The sequence below is a fragment of the Streptomyces sp. NPDC020742 genome, from assembly GCF_040641675.1.
GTDB lineage: Bacteria > Actinomycetota > Actinomycetes > Streptomycetales > Streptomycetaceae > Streptomyces.
Genome location: NZ_JBFAEA010000004.1, coordinates 227439 through 242447 on the forward strand (window position 1 = coordinate 227439; position 15009 = coordinate 242447).

The 15009-nt window shown below is 74.3% G+C and carries 12 protein-coding genes; 7 read left to right on the plus strand and 5 right to left on the minus strand.

The genetic code is table 11. The features are described from left to right. The first annotated feature begins 100 nt into the window (after nt 1-100). Genes AB0G84_RS10395 through AB0G84_RS10405 form a run of 3 tightly spaced genes read left to right on the plus strand, consistent with a single transcriptional unit; the run spans nt 101 to nt 2508 of the window. The gene (locus tag AB0G84_RS10395) at nt 101-1252 is read left to right on the plus strand and encodes a lipid-transfer protein (RefSeq protein WP_361318216.1); all 1152 of its coding nucleotides are present in this window, start codon (nt 101-103) and stop codon (nt 1250-1252) included. Nucleotides 1253-1258: 6 nt separating this feature from the next. Then, nucleotides 1259-1750 carry an OB-fold domain-containing protein gene (locus tag AB0G84_RS10400; RefSeq protein ID WP_361318218.1) on the plus strand — a complete coding sequence of 164 codons (492 nt, stop codon included), beginning with the start codon at nt 1259-1261 and terminating at the stop codon, nt 1748-1750. After that, complete coding sequence (locus AB0G84_RS10405; protein ID WP_361318220.1) at nt 1747-2508, plus strand: enoyl-CoA hydratase/isomerase family protein; 762 nt, start codon at nt 1747-1749, stop codon at nt 2506-2508. The genes AB0G84_RS10400 and AB0G84_RS10405 overlap by 4 nt, the downstream gene beginning before the upstream one ends. Before the next feature lie 44 nt (nt 2509-2552). Here AB0G84_RS10405 and AB0G84_RS10410 read toward each other — a convergent pair whose 3' ends face one another. Continuing rightward, nucleotides 2553-3101: a hypothetical protein gene (locus tag AB0G84_RS10410; protein WP_361318222.1), complete on the minus strand. Its 549-nt coding sequence runs from the start codon at nt 3099-3101 to the stop codon at nt 2553-2555. Between the two features lie 206 nt (nt 3102-3307). Here AB0G84_RS10410 and AB0G84_RS10415 point away from each other — a divergent pair, with 206 nt between their 5' ends. Then, on the plus strand, nt 3308-4375 hold the full coding sequence (locus AB0G84_RS10415) for a hypothetical protein (protein WP_361318224.1): 1068 nt from the start codon (nt 3308-3310) through the stop codon (nt 4373-4375). 88 nt (nt 4376-4463) lie between these two features. Here the strand turns inward: AB0G84_RS10415 and AB0G84_RS10420 are convergent, their stop codons facing one another. Then, nucleotides 4464-7091 carry a PQQ-binding-like beta-propeller repeat protein gene (locus AB0G84_RS10420; protein WP_361318226.1) on the minus strand — a complete coding sequence of 876 codons (2628 nt, stop codon included), beginning with the start codon at nt 7089-7091 and terminating at the stop codon, nt 4464-4466. An 839-nt stretch (nt 7092-7930) separates the two neighbouring features. Here AB0G84_RS10420 and AB0G84_RS10425 point away from each other — a divergent pair. Continuing rightward, nucleotides 7931-8578, plus strand: coding sequence for a TetR family transcriptional regulator (locus tag AB0G84_RS10425; RefSeq protein ID WP_361318228.1), 648 nt, complete (start codon nt 7931-7933; stop codon nt 8576-8578). A 305-nt stretch (nt 8579-8883) separates the two neighbouring features. On the opposite strand, the gene AB0G84_RS10430 is transcribed toward AB0G84_RS10425, so the two are convergent. Next, a complete protein-coding gene (locus tag AB0G84_RS10430) occupies nt 8884-9354 on the minus strand; it encodes a nitroreductase family deazaflavin-dependent oxidoreductase (RefSeq protein ID WP_361318230.1) in 471 nt (156 codons plus the stop codon). Beyond that, on the minus strand, nt 9351-10910 hold the full coding sequence (locus AB0G84_RS10435) for an acyl-CoA dehydrogenase family protein (protein ID WP_361318232.1): 1560 nt from the start codon (nt 10908-10910) through the stop codon (nt 9351-9353). The genes AB0G84_RS10430 and AB0G84_RS10435 overlap by 4 nt, the downstream gene beginning before the upstream one ends. 145 nt (nt 10911-11055) lie before the next feature. On the opposite strand from AB0G84_RS10435, the gene AB0G84_RS10440 reads away from it, so the two are divergent. Then, nucleotides 11056-12276 carry an acetyl-CoA acetyltransferase gene (locus AB0G84_RS10440; protein ID WP_361318234.1) on the plus strand — a complete coding sequence of 407 codons (1221 nt, stop codon included), beginning with the start codon at nt 11056-11058 and terminating at the stop codon, nt 12274-12276. Between the two features lie 107 nt (nt 12277-12383). Here the strand turns inward: AB0G84_RS10440 and AB0G84_RS10445 are convergent, their stop codons facing one another. Further along, nucleotides 12384-13181 carry a VOC family protein gene (locus AB0G84_RS10445; RefSeq protein WP_361318236.1) on the minus strand — a complete coding sequence of 266 codons (798 nt, stop codon included), beginning with the start codon at nt 13179-13181 and terminating at the stop codon, nt 12384-12386. A gap of 282 nt (nt 13182-13463) precedes the next feature. Between AB0G84_RS10445 and AB0G84_RS10450 the strand changes: the two genes are divergently transcribed. Then, nucleotides 13464-15008: an FAD-dependent monooxygenase gene (locus tag AB0G84_RS10450; RefSeq protein WP_361318238.1), complete on the plus strand. Its 1545-nt coding sequence runs from the start codon at nt 13464-13466 to the stop codon at nt 15006-15008. Nucleotide 15009: the final 1 nt, after the last annotated feature.

A 15009-nucleotide genomic window follows, 5' to 3' on the forward strand; every position in this document is an offset into this window, starting at 1 on the left:
CTCCCGGGAAAAGAGCCGCCCGCACCAGTTACTGACTGTCCGTCAGATTAGCGGTAGCCTCCTCCGCTGTCAGCACTGCGGACCGACCACGGAGGTGGCGATGGGGGCGACCCTCAAGGACGCTACGGCGATCGTCGGCATCGGACAGACACCCTTCGCCAAGCACCTCCCCGCATCCGAGAAGACGCTGGCCTGCCGGGCGATCCTGGCCGCGCTGGACGACGCCGGGATCGCCCCCTCGGAGGTGGACGCCTTCGCCTCGTACACCATGGAGGAGACCGACGAGGTCGAGATAGCCAAGGCCATCGGCGCCGGCGACGTCACCCACTTCTCCAAGGTCGGCTACGGCGGCGGGGGTTCGTGTGCGACGGTGGCCCACCTGGCCGCCGCGGTCGCCACCGGGCAGGCGCACGTCGGCATCGCCTGGCGGTCCCGCAAGCGCGGCTCGGGGCCGCGGCCCTGGAAGAACACCGCCGTCCAGCTGCCGACCCCCGCGCAGTGGACCCGCCCCTTCGGGCTGCTGCGCCCGGCCGACGAGATCGGCATGCTGGCCCGCCGCTACATGCACGAGTACGGCGCCACCCGCGACCACCTGTTCAACGTCGCGCTGGCCTGCCGCAACCGGGCCAACCAGAACCCGGCCGCGATGATGTACGAACGCCCGCTGACCCGCGAGATGTACATGACCGCGCGCTGGATCAGCGAGCCGCTCTGCCTCTTCGACAACTGCCTGGAGACCGACGGCGCGCTGGCCTGCGTGCTGGTCTCCGCCGCCCGCGCCCGCGACTGCCGGCAGCGGCCCGTCTACGTCCACGCGGCCGCCCAGGGCCTGCCCGCCCAGCACCACGGCATGGTCAACTACTGGAACGACGACCCGCTCACCGGCCCCGCCTGGACCGCCGCCCGGCAGCTGTGGAAGGACGCCGACCTCGGCCCCCAGGACATCGACGTGGCGCAGATCTACGACGCCTTCACCCCGCTGATCCCGCTGTCACTGGAGGGCTACGGCTTCTGCGGGCGCGGCGAGGGCGCGGCCTTCACCGAGGGCGGCGCCCTGGAGAGCGGCGGGCGGCTGCCGCTGAACACCGGCGGCGGGGGCCTGTCCGAGGCGTACGTCCACGGGTTCAACCTGATCACCGAAGGCGTCAAACAGCTGCGCGGCACCAGCACCGCGCAGGTACCCGGCGCCGCCACCTGCCTGGTCACCGCGGGCGAGGGCGTCCCCACGTCGGCCCTGCTGCTGAGGAGTTGATCCGCCATGAGTGCACAGGAACCCGCCGGTGCGGCCCCGTCGCCCGGCGTGCCGCCCGCCGCCGACGACCTGCTGCTGCCGGTGCCCGACGACGACGGCGCCCCCTTCTGGGAGTACGCCGCCCGGGGCGAACTGCGCGTCCAGGCCTGCTCCGACTGCGACGCCCTGCGCTTCCCGCCCCGGCCCTGCTGCCCGCACTGCCACTCCTTCGCCTCCCACTGGCGGCGGATGTCCGGCCGCGGCCGGATCTGGTCCTACGTCCTCCCGCACCCGCCGCTGCTGCCCGCGTACGCCGCGCTGCCCGGCTACAACGTGATCGTCGTGGAGCTGGCCGACGCCCCGCGCATCCGCCTGGTCGGCAACCTCGTCGCCACCGCGGACGCCCCGCTGAACTCCGTCGCCCCGGCCCGGCTGCGCATCGGCGCCCCGGTGCGGGCGGTCTTCCCCACCGTGCCCGGGGGCCTGACGGTCCCCCGCTGGACGCTGGAGCGGCCATGACGGTCCGCACCGAGATCGCCGACGGGGTCGCGCTGGTCACCCTCGACCGGCCCGAGCGGCACAACGCCCTCGACCTGGCCACCACCGCCGAACTCACCGCCACCTGGCGGGAGTTCCGCTTCGACGACACGGTGCGCGCCGTGGTCCTCACCGGCGCCGGCAGGCGCGCCTTCTGCACCGGCATCGACCGCGCGGCCGAGGTCCCCCAGCCGCCCTCGCCCTACTCCCTCGACGACCCGCTGCGCGCCATCGGCCCGAAGGCCAACGACCTGTGGAAGCCGGTGATCGCCGCGGTCGAGGGCATGGCCTGCGGGGGCGCCTTCTACCTGCTGGGCGAGGCCGAGTTCCTGATCGCCTCGGAGCACGCCACCTTCTTCGACCCGCACACCACCTACGGGATGGTCAGTGCCTACGAGTCGATCCTGATGGCGCAGCGGATGCCCCTGGGGGAGATCGCCCGGCTGTCCCTGATGGGCACCGCCGAGCGGCTGAGCGCCGCGCGCGCGTACGGGATCGGGCTGGTCTCCGAGCTGACCCCGCCCGGCGCCGCGGCCGAGGTCGCCCTGCGCCGCGCGGCCACCGTCGCCGCCCAGCCGACCGGGGCGGTCCAGGGCACGGTGCGCGCCCTGTGGGCGGCCAAGGAGGCGGCCAGGGCGCAGGCGCTGGCGCACGCCCCCCAGCTGATCGCCCTGGGCAACCTGCCGCCCGGGCAGCAGGCGGAGCTGTTCGCGGCCCGCAGGCGGGACGGTGGCGGCTGACGTCCGGCCGCGCACCGGCCCGGCCGGACGGCGCCGCCCGGTGGCTACATCCGGGTCTTGTGCGCCCGGGTGATCTGGCAGGTGTACCAGAACTCCCCGATGGAGGACTGGTTGACGGTGTACTTGGCGGTGTAGGTCTCGGTGGCACCGGGCCCCACCGTGATCGACCGCTCGTGCAGCCCGTACGCCTTGCCGTCGGCCGGCTTGGCCTTCATCCAGTTGACGGCCATGTCGTAGGAGTAGGTGTCGGTCGAGGACGGGTTGGTGATGGAGACCGTGTAGGTGAACTGGCGCAGCGAGTTGGAGAAGTCGCAGTTGCGGCCGGAGGCGTCCGCGCGCCCGTCGGGGTCGTAGGTCTCCTCCGTCGGCGAGGGCGAGTACGTCGGCTCGTCCGACGGGGTCGCGTCGGACGAACCGTAGTCGGAGGTGGGGGTGGCACTCGCGCTCTGGTAGGCGCTGGGCGGCACCACGACCCGGGGCCGGCCGAAGGCGCAGCCGCCGGCCGTGAGGGCCGTCGCCACCGCGAGTCCCGCCGCGACCGCCACCCTGATGCCCGTACGGGAACCCCTGCGGGTACCCATGGCTGTGCGCATGTGGTGCTTCATCCGACCATCCCCCGTGGAAACTTCCGAGCGTCGCAACCCTGCATTGACGCGTGCACGGCACCCTAGCAAGAGCCGGTGACAGCCCGTGCGGGCGCCGGTGACGCGGGTGGCGGAACTTGTCTCGCGGGGCCGGACGGGCAGGCGTAGCGTCGGGCACGGAGGACGACGACACGACTCGAAGCGAGGCGACGCCCGTGGTGCGCAACGTTCTCGGGTCGCTGATCGCCCTCGCCGGAGCGACGGCCGCCGTATGGAGCCCCTTCCGTCCCTGGTACGACGGCCGTCACGGCAGCGATGTGCGCATCGAGGACCTCTTCAACGGCATCACCCCCAACGGCGCCGCGCTGTTCGGCTCGGTCCTACTGCCCCTGGCCTTCGCCGCGCTGCTCACCCTGATCGGTGTCGCGATGCGCTCCCGGTTCCTGGTCGCCCTCGCCGGCCTGGTCGTCCTCGGCTTCACCATCCTGTGGATGGTCCGCCAGGGACAGGCCGCCAGCGAGCTGACGGCCGGCGCCCGCGGCCTGGGCGTGGGCGTGGCCAACGCGCTGGGCGGCGGCGCCCTGATGCTGCTCGGTGCCCTGATCATGAGCGGCCGCGGGCGCCGCGCCTACGACCGCGGATACGACCGGCACTACGACGACCGGCACTACGACGACCGCCGGTACGACGACCAGCGGTACGGGGAACCGCCGTACGACGACGGCTCCTACGGCCGCCCCGGCTACGACGACCGCTACGTCCCGCGGACGCCCTACCCTCCGGCCGCCTATCCGCCGGCGACCCCCGAACCCTGGGACGCGGGCCGGCCGGGCGCCGAGGAGTGGGACCCGGAGCCGTACGCCGCCGGGCCCGCCGGGCCGCCGACCGGCCGGGCCGGTGCCCCCTACGGGCAGCCGGAGGACACCCCCACCACTCCCCTGCCGGTCACCCCGCCGCCGACCCAGCAGCAACGGCCGCAGCCGCCCCCGCCGGTCCAGCCCCAGTCGCAGCCGGCCCCGCCGCAGCCCCAGTCCCCGCAGCCCCCGCCACCGCCGCCCCCGCCGACCATGACCGCCCACCGTCAGGCCCCCACCCCGCCGGTGGAGTGGGGCAGGGAGCAGCGGCAGGCACCGCCGCCGGAGCGGCCGGAAGCGGGGCGGGGCGGCGAGGCACCGCCGGACGCGGACCGGACCGAGGGCGCCGGCCGGCAGCGGCCACCGCAGCGCCCGCACCGGCCGGAACAACCGGAACAGCCACAACGGCCCCCGGAGGAGCGGAAGTAGCCCCCCTGCGGGAGCGGGCCCCGAGCACTCAGGGCCGGACCCGAGCGTTCAAGACCGGACCCGAGCACGCAAGGCCGGCCCCGGGCACTCAGGCCCGGCGCGCCTGTCCCGTCCCCTTGGCCGCGTCCAGCGCGTAGACACAGCGGTCCTTGCTGCACGCATAGACGACCCCGCCGACCACCACGGGCGACCCGGTGATCTCACCGCCGGTGGCGAGCTTCCACCGCAGCTGGCCGCCCATCGCATCGAGCGTGTACAGGCAGTGGTCGGCCGAGCCGAAGTGCACCCGGCCCTCCGCGACGACCGGGGCGCCGACGACGTCCGCGCCCGCCTGGAAGCGCCAGCGCGGGGTGCCGGTCACCGCGTCGAGGGTGTAGAGCGCCTTGCCGCTGCCCAGATGGACCGCGCCGTGCGCCACCAGCACCGGTTCGGTGGACTGCCGGGCCTCGGTGGCGATCCGCCAGCGGTCGCGGCCGTCGGCGGCGTCCAGGGCATAGACCGTGCCGAGGTAGTCCGCCAGGTAGACCCCGCCGCCGGTGACCGCCGGTCCGGGCGCGAACGCGGGCGGGCCCAGGAACACCGCGGGCGCCTCGAAGTGCCAGCGCACCTCGCCGCGGGCGATGCCGATCGCCAGCACCCGGGTGCCGGCCACCACATAGACCACACCGTCCGACGCGGGCAGCAGCCGCACCGGCACCCCACCGCAGGCCGCCGCGTCGCCGACCGGGTACGACCAGCGCTCGACGCCGGTCCGCGCCTCCAGCGCCTTCAGCCGCGCATCGGCCCATACGAAGACCGTGCCGTCGTGCAGCACGGGACCGGCCTCGGCGGTCTCGAAGTCGGTCTGGACGCCGGCGGTCTCCCACAGCAGCTCGCCGGTGGCCGCCTCCCACGCCTGGACCCCACCGCCGCGGGTGGTGGTGACCACCGTCCCGCGGTCGGCCCTGAGGGCGTAGACCCAGCCGTCGGTGCTCAGCCGCCAGCGCTCGGTGCCGTCGGCGGCGTCCAGCGCGTACAGGCTCGGACCGTCCGAGGCGTGGATCCGGCCGTCCGCGACCGCCATCGCCCAGGCGACGTCGCGGGTCTTGAACTTGCGCCGTCCGCTGGCCACATCGAGCCCGTGCACCTCGAAGGAGGTGACGTAGAGCAGGTCGTCGGCGACGACCGGGGTGCCCCAGACGTCGTTGGACATCCGGAACCGCCAGGGGCGCCAGCGGCCGGGTTCGGCGGACGGCGCCTCGGGCGGCGCGGCGGGCCGGCCCGCGGCCCCGTCGGTCACCGGGGCGCCACCGGCCGCGCCCTGCTGCGGCACACCGGTCGCGGGTCCACCGCCGGGCGGTCGCACCCAGTTCGTGGCGGCACCGGCCTGGGCGTGCGGCTGTGGCTCGCGGCTTTCGGCGCGCGGCCCGGGCCCTATCGGGGCGGCCGAACCGCCGAGGCGTACCGGGCCGGCGGCGCCCTCCGCGGGCGGTGCGGTGGACAGCGCGGCGGCCTGGGAGGGCGGGACGGCGGGCGGCGGCGCGGAGACCGGGGTCACCCGGGCGGCCGCCCCGGCATCCGGGCCGACCGACGCGGGCTGCGGCATCGGGCCCGGGTTGCCGCCGCGCGGGTCGCCGCGGTGCGCGCCGGGTCCAACCCGGCCGGGCCAGCCGGCCTCCGCCGCGGCGCCCGCCGGGGCGTTCTCCGGCCGGGGCGGGGCCGCCACGGGCTGGGACGGGGGCATCGGCGGGACGGGCGGCGCCGCGGGCGCCGGGCGTCCGGCACCGCGGGCGGCACCGGCCCGCGCGGTGGCGTCCGTGGGCACGACGGAGCGGCCACCGCGGCGGCCCTCGATCAGCGCCACCGCGCCCGGCGGCAGCCAGGCCGACGCGGTACCGCTGTCGTCGCTGCCGGAGCCGAAGAGGTGCGGGGCGAGCTGGGACTGCAGATCGGCGGGGGACGGCCGGTGGCCGGCCTCCATCTGCATACAGGACTCCAGCAGCGGGCGCAGCTCGTCCGGCAGCCCGGCCAGGTCCGGGCCCTCACGCAGCAGCATGAAGACCGTCTCGACGGGGTTGGCGCCGTGGAACGGGGCGTGCCCGGTGGCGGCGAAGACCAGCGTCGAGCCGAGGGAGAACACATCGCTCGCACCGGTGACACTGCGGGAGTCCCGGGCCTGCTCGGGCGACATGTAGGCGGGCGTGCCGACGGCGACATTGGTCATCGTCAGACGGGTGTTGGACACCCCGGAGGCGATCCCGAAGTCGATCACCCGGGGGCCGTCCTCGACGACCAGCACGTTCGACGGCTTCAGGTCGCGGTGGACCAGGCCTGCGCCGTGGATGGACTGCAGCGCCTCGGCGATCCCGGCGGCCAGCCAGCGCACCGCCTGGGCCGGCAGCGGTCCGCACTCGTTGACTATCTCCTCCAGGGAGGGCGCGGGGACGTAGGCCGTCGCGAGCCAGGGCACCGCGGCGCGCGGATCGGCGTCGACGACCGCCGCGGTGTAGAAGCCGCTGACCGCGCGGGCCGCCTCGACCTCGCGTGTGAAGCGGACCCGGAACAGCTGGTCCTCGGCGAGCTCGGTACGCACCGTCTTGATCGCCACGCGCCTGCCGGACGCCGAACGCGCCAGATAGACCAGTCCCATGCCGCCGGCCCCGAGACGACCGAGCACCTCGAACGGCCCGATCCGCCGGGGATCGTGCTGCGTCAGCTGCTTCAGCTGCTCCACCACTTGCCTGCCACCTCCCCGTGGGGCGTTAAGAGACTCTCAAAAGCCACGAGCCGCCGAGAGCCACTGCCCCGTGCAGCGTCTCACCGCAAGGCCGAACCGGCCGTACGCGTGTTGATTCTTCCTGGCCGGGCCGGTGGTTGCGAACCCGGGGCCCGTCCGCCGTGTCATGGCATACCCCCGTGCCCCGCACCGGGTCCGTTACCCGACGTAACCCAACCCGGGCTGACGTGCTCGGATACGTCCGGCGAGGGCTGGACGCCGCAGGGGTTACCGACTGGTTGCGACTCCCCCCGAGGTGCGGTTGCGCCCGGCCTCACGAACGCCCACCACGACTCGGTGACGGTTCGCCGACCCCGGCCCTGTCCCCCGCTCCGACCCGACGCCCCAATTCTGCGCCACCGGAAGCCAGTTCGGTGCGGCGACACCCGGTGCGATACGGAGATCGTCGTACGGGCAGCCCGGTACGCAGGCCGTCACTGCGGCCATATGTCCACGCTAGCGCCGGTTTGCACGGTCCGCACGAAGAAGAATCGAATGCACTATCGACCACTCTCCATGATGCCGGAGAAGAAAACACCTCTCGGTGAACGGTCCGGGAATTCAACTGACCCACTCCGCTGTGCATTTCGTGTACAGCCGGTGACCCATTGTCCACGAAAGTTGTCCACAGCCTGTTGATAAGACCATTCACCGGTTCGGACCAAGCCGCGGACTCCGATCCACCGCCGCAGGCAGGGCCGCCACCAGCACCGAAACCGGCACCACGGACCCCGAACTCCCGCCTCCCCATTTGCAGGCAGCCAAATCGCGCTCCGATCACCCCTCGGTAAGCTGACGGCATGACAGGACAAGTGCGAACCGTCGACGGCAGAGTTGCCGGCCGCCGCGGGCAGGCGACGCGGCAGAAGCTTCTCGACTGCCTCAGTGAAATGCTCAGTTCGTCCCCCTATCGGGACGTGAAGGTCATCGATGTGGCCCGAAAAGCGGGGACTTCACCCGCTACGTTCTATCAGTACTTCCCAGACGTCGAGGGCGCGGTCCTCGAAATCGCCGAGGAGATGGCCAAAGAAGGCGCCACTCTGACCGATCTTGTCGCCGGACGCTCATGGGTGGGCAAGGCCGGCTGGCAGACGGCGGAGGAGCTGGTCGAAGGCTTCCTCTCCTTCTGGCGCAAGAACGACGCGATCCTGCGCGTCGTCGACCTGGGTGCGGCCGAGGGCGACAAGCGGTTCTACAAGATCCGCATGAAGATCCTCAATGCCGTCACCAACTCGCTCACGGAGTCCATCCAGGAACTCCAGAGCAAGAACAAGGTCGACAAGGACGTCAGCGCGGCAGCCATGGCCGGCTCGATCGTCGCCATGCTGGCGGCGGTGGCCGGACACCAGAAGGGCTTCCAGAGCTGGGGCGTCAAGCAGGCCGAGCTCAAGCCGAACCTGGCACTGCTGGTGCACCTGGGCGTCACAAGCAAGAAGCCCACTCGATGAAGGCCGGTTCCCCCGACGAATACCAGTAAGTAACCGAGCCAGCGGCCGAGGAAGCGGCGAAGCAGCCGCCGCGCCCGGCAAGTCCCGGTCTTCCCGGGCCGGTTCGTGAGAGGTCCTGTGTCCGTCCTGCCATAGCTGTACTGCACATCCAGCGGGTGTCGCCCGCCCCTCCCGGGGACGGCGTCACCCGCTGTGCATACCGGGACCCTCGGGAGCCGGCCGGCGGCGTACCCGCCGTGTACGCCCCGCAACGGTCCGCGTCCGGTGCCCGTCCGGCGCCCGCTCAGCTCGCGTCCGGCGCCCGTTCAGCGCCGTTCCAGCCGGAACAGCCGGATCTCCCGCGGCACCCGCGCCTGATACGCGGCGTACGGGGGCCAGCTCGCCAGCGCCGCGCGCCAGGCGCGCTCCCGCTCCGCGCCGCTCAGCAGCCGGGCCCGCACCGGGATGTCCCGGCCCCGCCAACTGACCTCCGCCTCGGGGTTCTTCAGGAGGTTGGCAGTCCATGCCGGGTGTTCCGGCCGTCCGAAGTTGCTGCCGACCAGCAGCCAGCTGCCATCGTCCTGGGGCAGGCACGCCAGCGGTGTGCGCCGTGGGCGGCCGCTGCGCGCACCGGTCGCGGTGAGGATCACCCCGGGCAGCATCCGGGCGCTGAGCAGCACCTTTCCCCGGGTCAACCGGTGCACCGCACGGTCCAGCACGGGGATGACGTGCGGGGCGACCCGGGCGAAGGCACGGGTCGAGGACACCCTCTGCACCAGCCGCTCACCCGCCGTCATCGCGCATCGACCGCCTCTCGCCCGCCGCGGGCCACCACGGGTGCGCCGGCCGGCTCACCACCACCGTGCCCCGCTCCCGTCTCCTTCGCGAACGCCCCGGCCCCCTCGGCTAACCGTCCGGCTCCCCCGGTGAATAGTCCGGCCTCCTCAGCGGCCCGTTCCCGCAGCCGGTGCACCGGCCCCAGCAGCAGCTCGTCGCAGGCCGCGCGCTTGAAGTACAGGTGGGCCGGGTGCTCCCAGGTGAAGCCGAGACCGCCGTGCAGCTGGACCGCTTCGGCCGCCACCGCGCGCAGCGCCTCCAGCGCCTGGGCGAGCGCCAGCGCCCCGACGCCGGGTTCGACCGTCACCGCCCCGGCGGCGCCCGGCCCGCCGGCGGGCTCGCGTCCGGCCGACCACGCCGCGTAGTACGCCGCCGAGCGCGCGGCCTGCAGCGCCACGTACAGGTCGGCGAGCCGGTGCTGGACGGCCTGGAAGGAGCCGATGGGCCGGCCGAACTGGTGGCGCTCCCGTACGTAGGACACGGTGCGGGTCAGCGCGGCGTCGGCCGCCCCGACCGCCTCGGCGGCCAGCGCCGCGGCGGCCACCGCCCCGGTCGCCGCCAGCGCCCCGGCGACCGCCGCCGGCCCCCCGTCGCCCTCCTCCCCCTCCTCACCCAGCAACTCGGCGTGCACCTCGCGCAGTTCGAGGCGTGCCTGGGGCCGGGTCTCGTCCAGCGCGGTCTGCCGGATCCGCAGCAGCCCGGAGACGCCGGCCGGCCCCGCGCCCCGCCCGCCGTCCTCCGCACCCCGGCCGGCGTCGGCCCCGGCGGCGCCCGCCGCAGGGCCATCGGTACCGGCGGCGTCCGCCCCGGTGGAGTCCCTCCCGGCGGCGTCCGTCCCGGTGGGGTCCGTCCCGGAGGCGTCCGTCCGGACCAGGAAGAGCCGGGTGCGACTGCGGGCGAAGCCTCCGGTGTGCGCCGCCACCACCAGCAGCTGCGCGGTATGGCCGTTCAGCACCTGCCCGGCCTCGCCGTACAGCCGCCAGGAGCCGCCCGCCCGCCGCTCACCACCGCCCTGCGGCGGCTCTTCGCGCTCCTGCGGCACCCGCCGCGCTTGGATCCCGCCGGCCCGGCCCCCGCCCGCCCAGTCACCGTCGTTCGGCCCGGTCAGGGCGAGCGCGGTGGCCAGCCGGCCGGCCGGGACGACCAGCGTCGCGGTCAGCTCACCGGCGGCGAGGGCCGGCAGCAGCGCGGCACGCTGCCGCTCGGTGCCCAGCGCGAGGATCAGCGGAGCGGCCAGCGCGGCGGTGGCGATCAGCGGGGAGGGGAGTACGGCGCGGCCGGTCTCCTCGCAGGCCAGGGCGAGTTCGGTGGGTCCGCAGCCGGCACCGCCGTACGCGGTGGGCAGCGCCAGGCCGGGCAGCCCCAGCCCGGCGGCGAGCTGGTGCCACAGCTGCTCGTCATAGCCGGCCGGGGTGCGCACCGCCGCCTTGACCCCGTCCGGGCCGCAGCGTCGGTGCAGCAGCTCGCGCAGGGTGCGGCGGATGTCGAGCTGCTCCTCGGTGAAGGCGGCGTCCATCGGCGGGCTCCTCCCGGCCGTGCGACCGGGGCCGTCCGGTCCGAACGGCCCCGGCCTGGAGATCTGACGGGGCGTCATAGTAGGGACGGGTGCCGGACTTTCCCACCCCTGCCCGCCTCCCCGGATCTGATGTACCGTCAGATTCATGCCTTCAGTGACGCCCGGAACGCCGGCGGGAACACGGATCCCCCGACTCCCCTCCGCACGCCGCAGGGTCGCCGTCGCCGGGGTCGCGCTGTCCGACTGCGGTCGCGTGGACGAGGCCACCCCGTACGCCCTGCACGCCCAGGCCGCCCGGCGGGCGCTCGCCGACAGCGGGCTGGACCGCTCGGTGATCGACGGCTTCGCCTCGGCCGGCCTGGGCACCCTCGCCCCCATCGAGGTCGCCGAGTACCTGGGGCTGCGCCCGACCTGGGTCGACTCGACCTCGGTCGGCGGCGCCACCTGGGAGGTGATGGCCGCGCACGCCGCGGAGGCGATCGCCGCCGGCCAGGCCAACGCCGTCCTGCTCGTGTACGGCTCCACCGCCCGCGCCGACCTCAAGGCCCGGCGCCGCACCGCGAACCTCTCCTTCGGCGCCCGCGGCCCGCTGCAGTTCGAGGTCCCCTACGGGCACACCCTGGTCGCCAAGTACGCCATGGCCGCCCGCCGCCATATGCACCGGTACGGCACCACGCTGGAACAGCTGGCCCAGGTGGCGGTCCAGGCCCGGGCCAACGCGGCGGCGAACCCCGAGGCCCTGTACCGCGATCCGATCACCGTCGACGACGTCCTTACCGGCCCGATGATCGCCGACCCGTTCACCAAACTGCACTGCTGCATCCGCTCCGACGGCGGCTGCGCGGTGCTGCTGGTCGCCGAGGACCGCGTCCCCGACCTGGCCGTCCCCCCGGTCTGGGTGCTGGGCTCGGGGACCGCGGTCTCCCACACCTCGCTGTCCGAATGGGACGACTTCACCGTCTCGCCGGCGGCGGTCTCCGGCCGGCTGGCCTTCGAGCGCGCCGGCGTCCGCCCCGACGAGATCGACCTCGCGGAGCTCTACGACGCCTTCACCTATATGACCCTGGTGACGCTGGAGGACCTGGGCTTCTGTGCCAAGGGCGAGGGCGGGGCGTTCGTCGAGAAGGGGCGGCTGCTGCGGGACGGCGCCCTGCCGGTCAACACCGACGGCGGCGGCCTGGCCGCCTGCCACCCCGGGATGCGCGGACTGTTCCTGCTGGTCGAGGCGGTACGTCAACTCCGCGGCGAGGCCGGACCGGACCGCCAGGTACGCACCGCCGGCGGCGGACTGCCGCAGCTGGCGGTGGCCTCGGGCACCGGCGGCTGGTTCTGCTCGTCGGGCACGGTGGTGCTGGGGCGGGGGTGAAGCCTCGTCGGGGACGGTGGTACTGGGGCGGGCGTGAAGCCTCGTCGGGGACGGTGGTGCTGGGGCGGGGATGAGGCCCCGCCACCAGCGGGTCGCCCCGCTCCCGGTCACGGGGCGGCCGGCGGCCGGGTGCCGACCTGGAAGCGGGTGCCGAACGGGTCGGTGAGCATGGCCGTGCGGGCGTACGGGGTGTCCTCCGGCGGCTCGGCCGACCCGCCGGCCGCAACGGCGCGGGCCACGGCCGCATCGGTGTCGGCGACCTCGAACAGGGTGTGCCAGTGGGACGCCGTGGCCTCCGGGGAGCCGAGCACCCCGCCGATCTCATGGCCGTCGGGGCGGCGCAGGAAGGTGAAGTCGAGGCCGGGCAGGTCGTCGTTGGAGTCGAGGGTGAAGTCGAAGGCGGCGGCGTAGAAGCGGCGGGCGGGCTCCGGGTCGGGGGAGATCAGGTCGTTGCGGACCAGTGCGTCCGGCTCGTTGACCAGCTCGCACCCGGGGAGCTCCCGGCCCTGCCAGAGGCTGAAGCGGGCGCCGACCGGGTCCTCGACAAGGGCGGTGCGGCCGAGTCCGCCGAGGTCAGCGGGCGGGCTGAGCAGCTTCCCGCCGGCGGCGGCGATCCGGGCGGCCGTGCCGTCGCAGTCGTCGGTGGCGAGGTGGAGGTGCCACCACGGCGTGCCGTCACCGGCTCCCGCGGCGCCGACGGTGCCCGCGGCGGCGGCCGGACGGAGCGCCGCCACCCGCCGGCCGCGCAGCAGACACAGGGTGAACGGGCCGGTCGCGGCCGACCGCTCCTGGTACTCCCAGCCGAACAGTGCCCGGTAGAAGGCCTTGGCCCGGTCGAGGTCGGGGACGCCGAGTTCGATCCAAGTGGGCGTGCCGAGCGGCTGGTTGACGCTGATCTCGCTCATCGTCTGCTCCTTCGCGGTGGCACCGGCCCGGCCGGACGGCCCGGGACGCGGTGATACCGACGTTAGCGAGGGTCTAGGACAGGTTCGGTCCTCTTTCTGGCGGGGTCCCGAAGCGGACGGGCGCCACTGGGGCGAGCGATTCATACAAGCGTCATAGACAACTGTTTAAGACGCTCGTATAGTCACGGGTGCCGGTCGGTACGCGCACCACGACCGAGCGCCGCGGGTCGCGCGGCGCGGTACTCCCAGGAGCGCCACCCCTCGAAGGGAACGGAACCCGAGATGCCCGGTACCACCGCCCACCCGCACCGCACCTCCGTACTGATCTCCGGCGCGAGCATCGCCGGCCCGGCGCTCGCCCACTGGCTGCACCGCTACGGCTTCGCGGTGACCGTCGTCGAGCGCGCCCCCGCGCTGCGGACCGGCGGCTACAAGGTCGACGTCCGGGGCGCGGCAGTGGAGGTCGCCGACCGGATGGGGATCCTCGAGGACATCCGGCGCGCCAGCACGGACATGCGGACCGGCGCCTACGTGGACGACAGCGGCAAGCGGATCGCCACCCTCCCCGCCGACCTCTTCGGCGCCCGGGTCGGCCGGGACGACGAGATCATGCGCGGCGACCTGGCCCGCATCCTCCACGACCAGACCCGGGACGACGTCGAGTACCTCTTCGGCGACTCCATCGCCTCGCTCACCCCGGTCGGCCCGGTCGGCCCGGGTGGCACGGGTGGCACGGGTGGACCGGGTGGCCCGGGTGGACCGGGTGGCCCGGACGCCACGGGCGAGGGCGTCGAGGTCACCTTCGAGCGGGCCGCTCCCCGCCGCTTCGACCTGGTCGTCGGCGCCGACGGACTGCACTCCACCGTCCGCCGGCTGGCCTTCGGCCCGGAGGAGCAGTTCGTACGGCACCTGGGCGCCTATGTCTCGGCGTTCTCCCTGCCCGATGAACTCGGCCTGGACCGCGAGGAGTTGTACCACGCGGTGCCCGGCAGGCTGCTGTGCGTCTACCGCACCGCCGGGGACCCGGCGGCGAAGGGCCTGTTGTCCTTCCGCTCCCCGCGGCTGACCTACGACCACCGCGACACCGGGGCCCAACTGGAGCTGCTGGAGGCCGCGTTCGCGGGCGTCGGGTGGCAGGCCCCGCGACTGCTGCGGGCCGCCCGCGAGGCCGACGACCTCTACTTCGACGGACTGCACCTGATCGAGATGGACCGCTGGTCGCGGGGGCGGGTGGTGCTGCTGGGCGACGCCGCGCACTGTGCCTCCCCGGCGTCCGGGCAGGGCACCGGCATGGCGCTGGTCGGCGCGTACGTCCTGGCCGGCGAGCTGGCGGCGGCCGGCGGCGCGCCGGAGCCGGCCTTCGCCCGCTACGAGGCGGAGATGCGTGGCTATGTCGCGGCCAACCACGCCCTGGCACGGAAGTTCGCCCGGGACATGACGGCGGACTCACGGTGGCAGATCCGGTTCCGGCATCTGATGCTGCGGCTCCTGCCGCACCTCCCCTGGAAGAACGCCGTCGCGAGGAAGATCGCCGAGGAGGTGCAGCGGGGCGCCCGGGCGATCACGCTCAAGGACTACCCGCTGCCGGGGCCGGTGCCGGGCGCGGAAGCGGGGAGTCGACCGGGAGCGGGGAGCCGACCGGGGGCGGGGCCGGTGCCGGACACGGAAGCAGGGAGCCGACCGCAGTCGGGGCCGGGCACGGAAGCAGGGAGCCGACCGCAGTCGGGGCCGGGCACGGAAGCAGGGAGCCCGCCGGGTCCGGGGCACCACGCCGCGCAGCCCGCGCCGTGCCCGCCGTGCCCGCCGTGCCCGCCGTACGCTGCCTGAT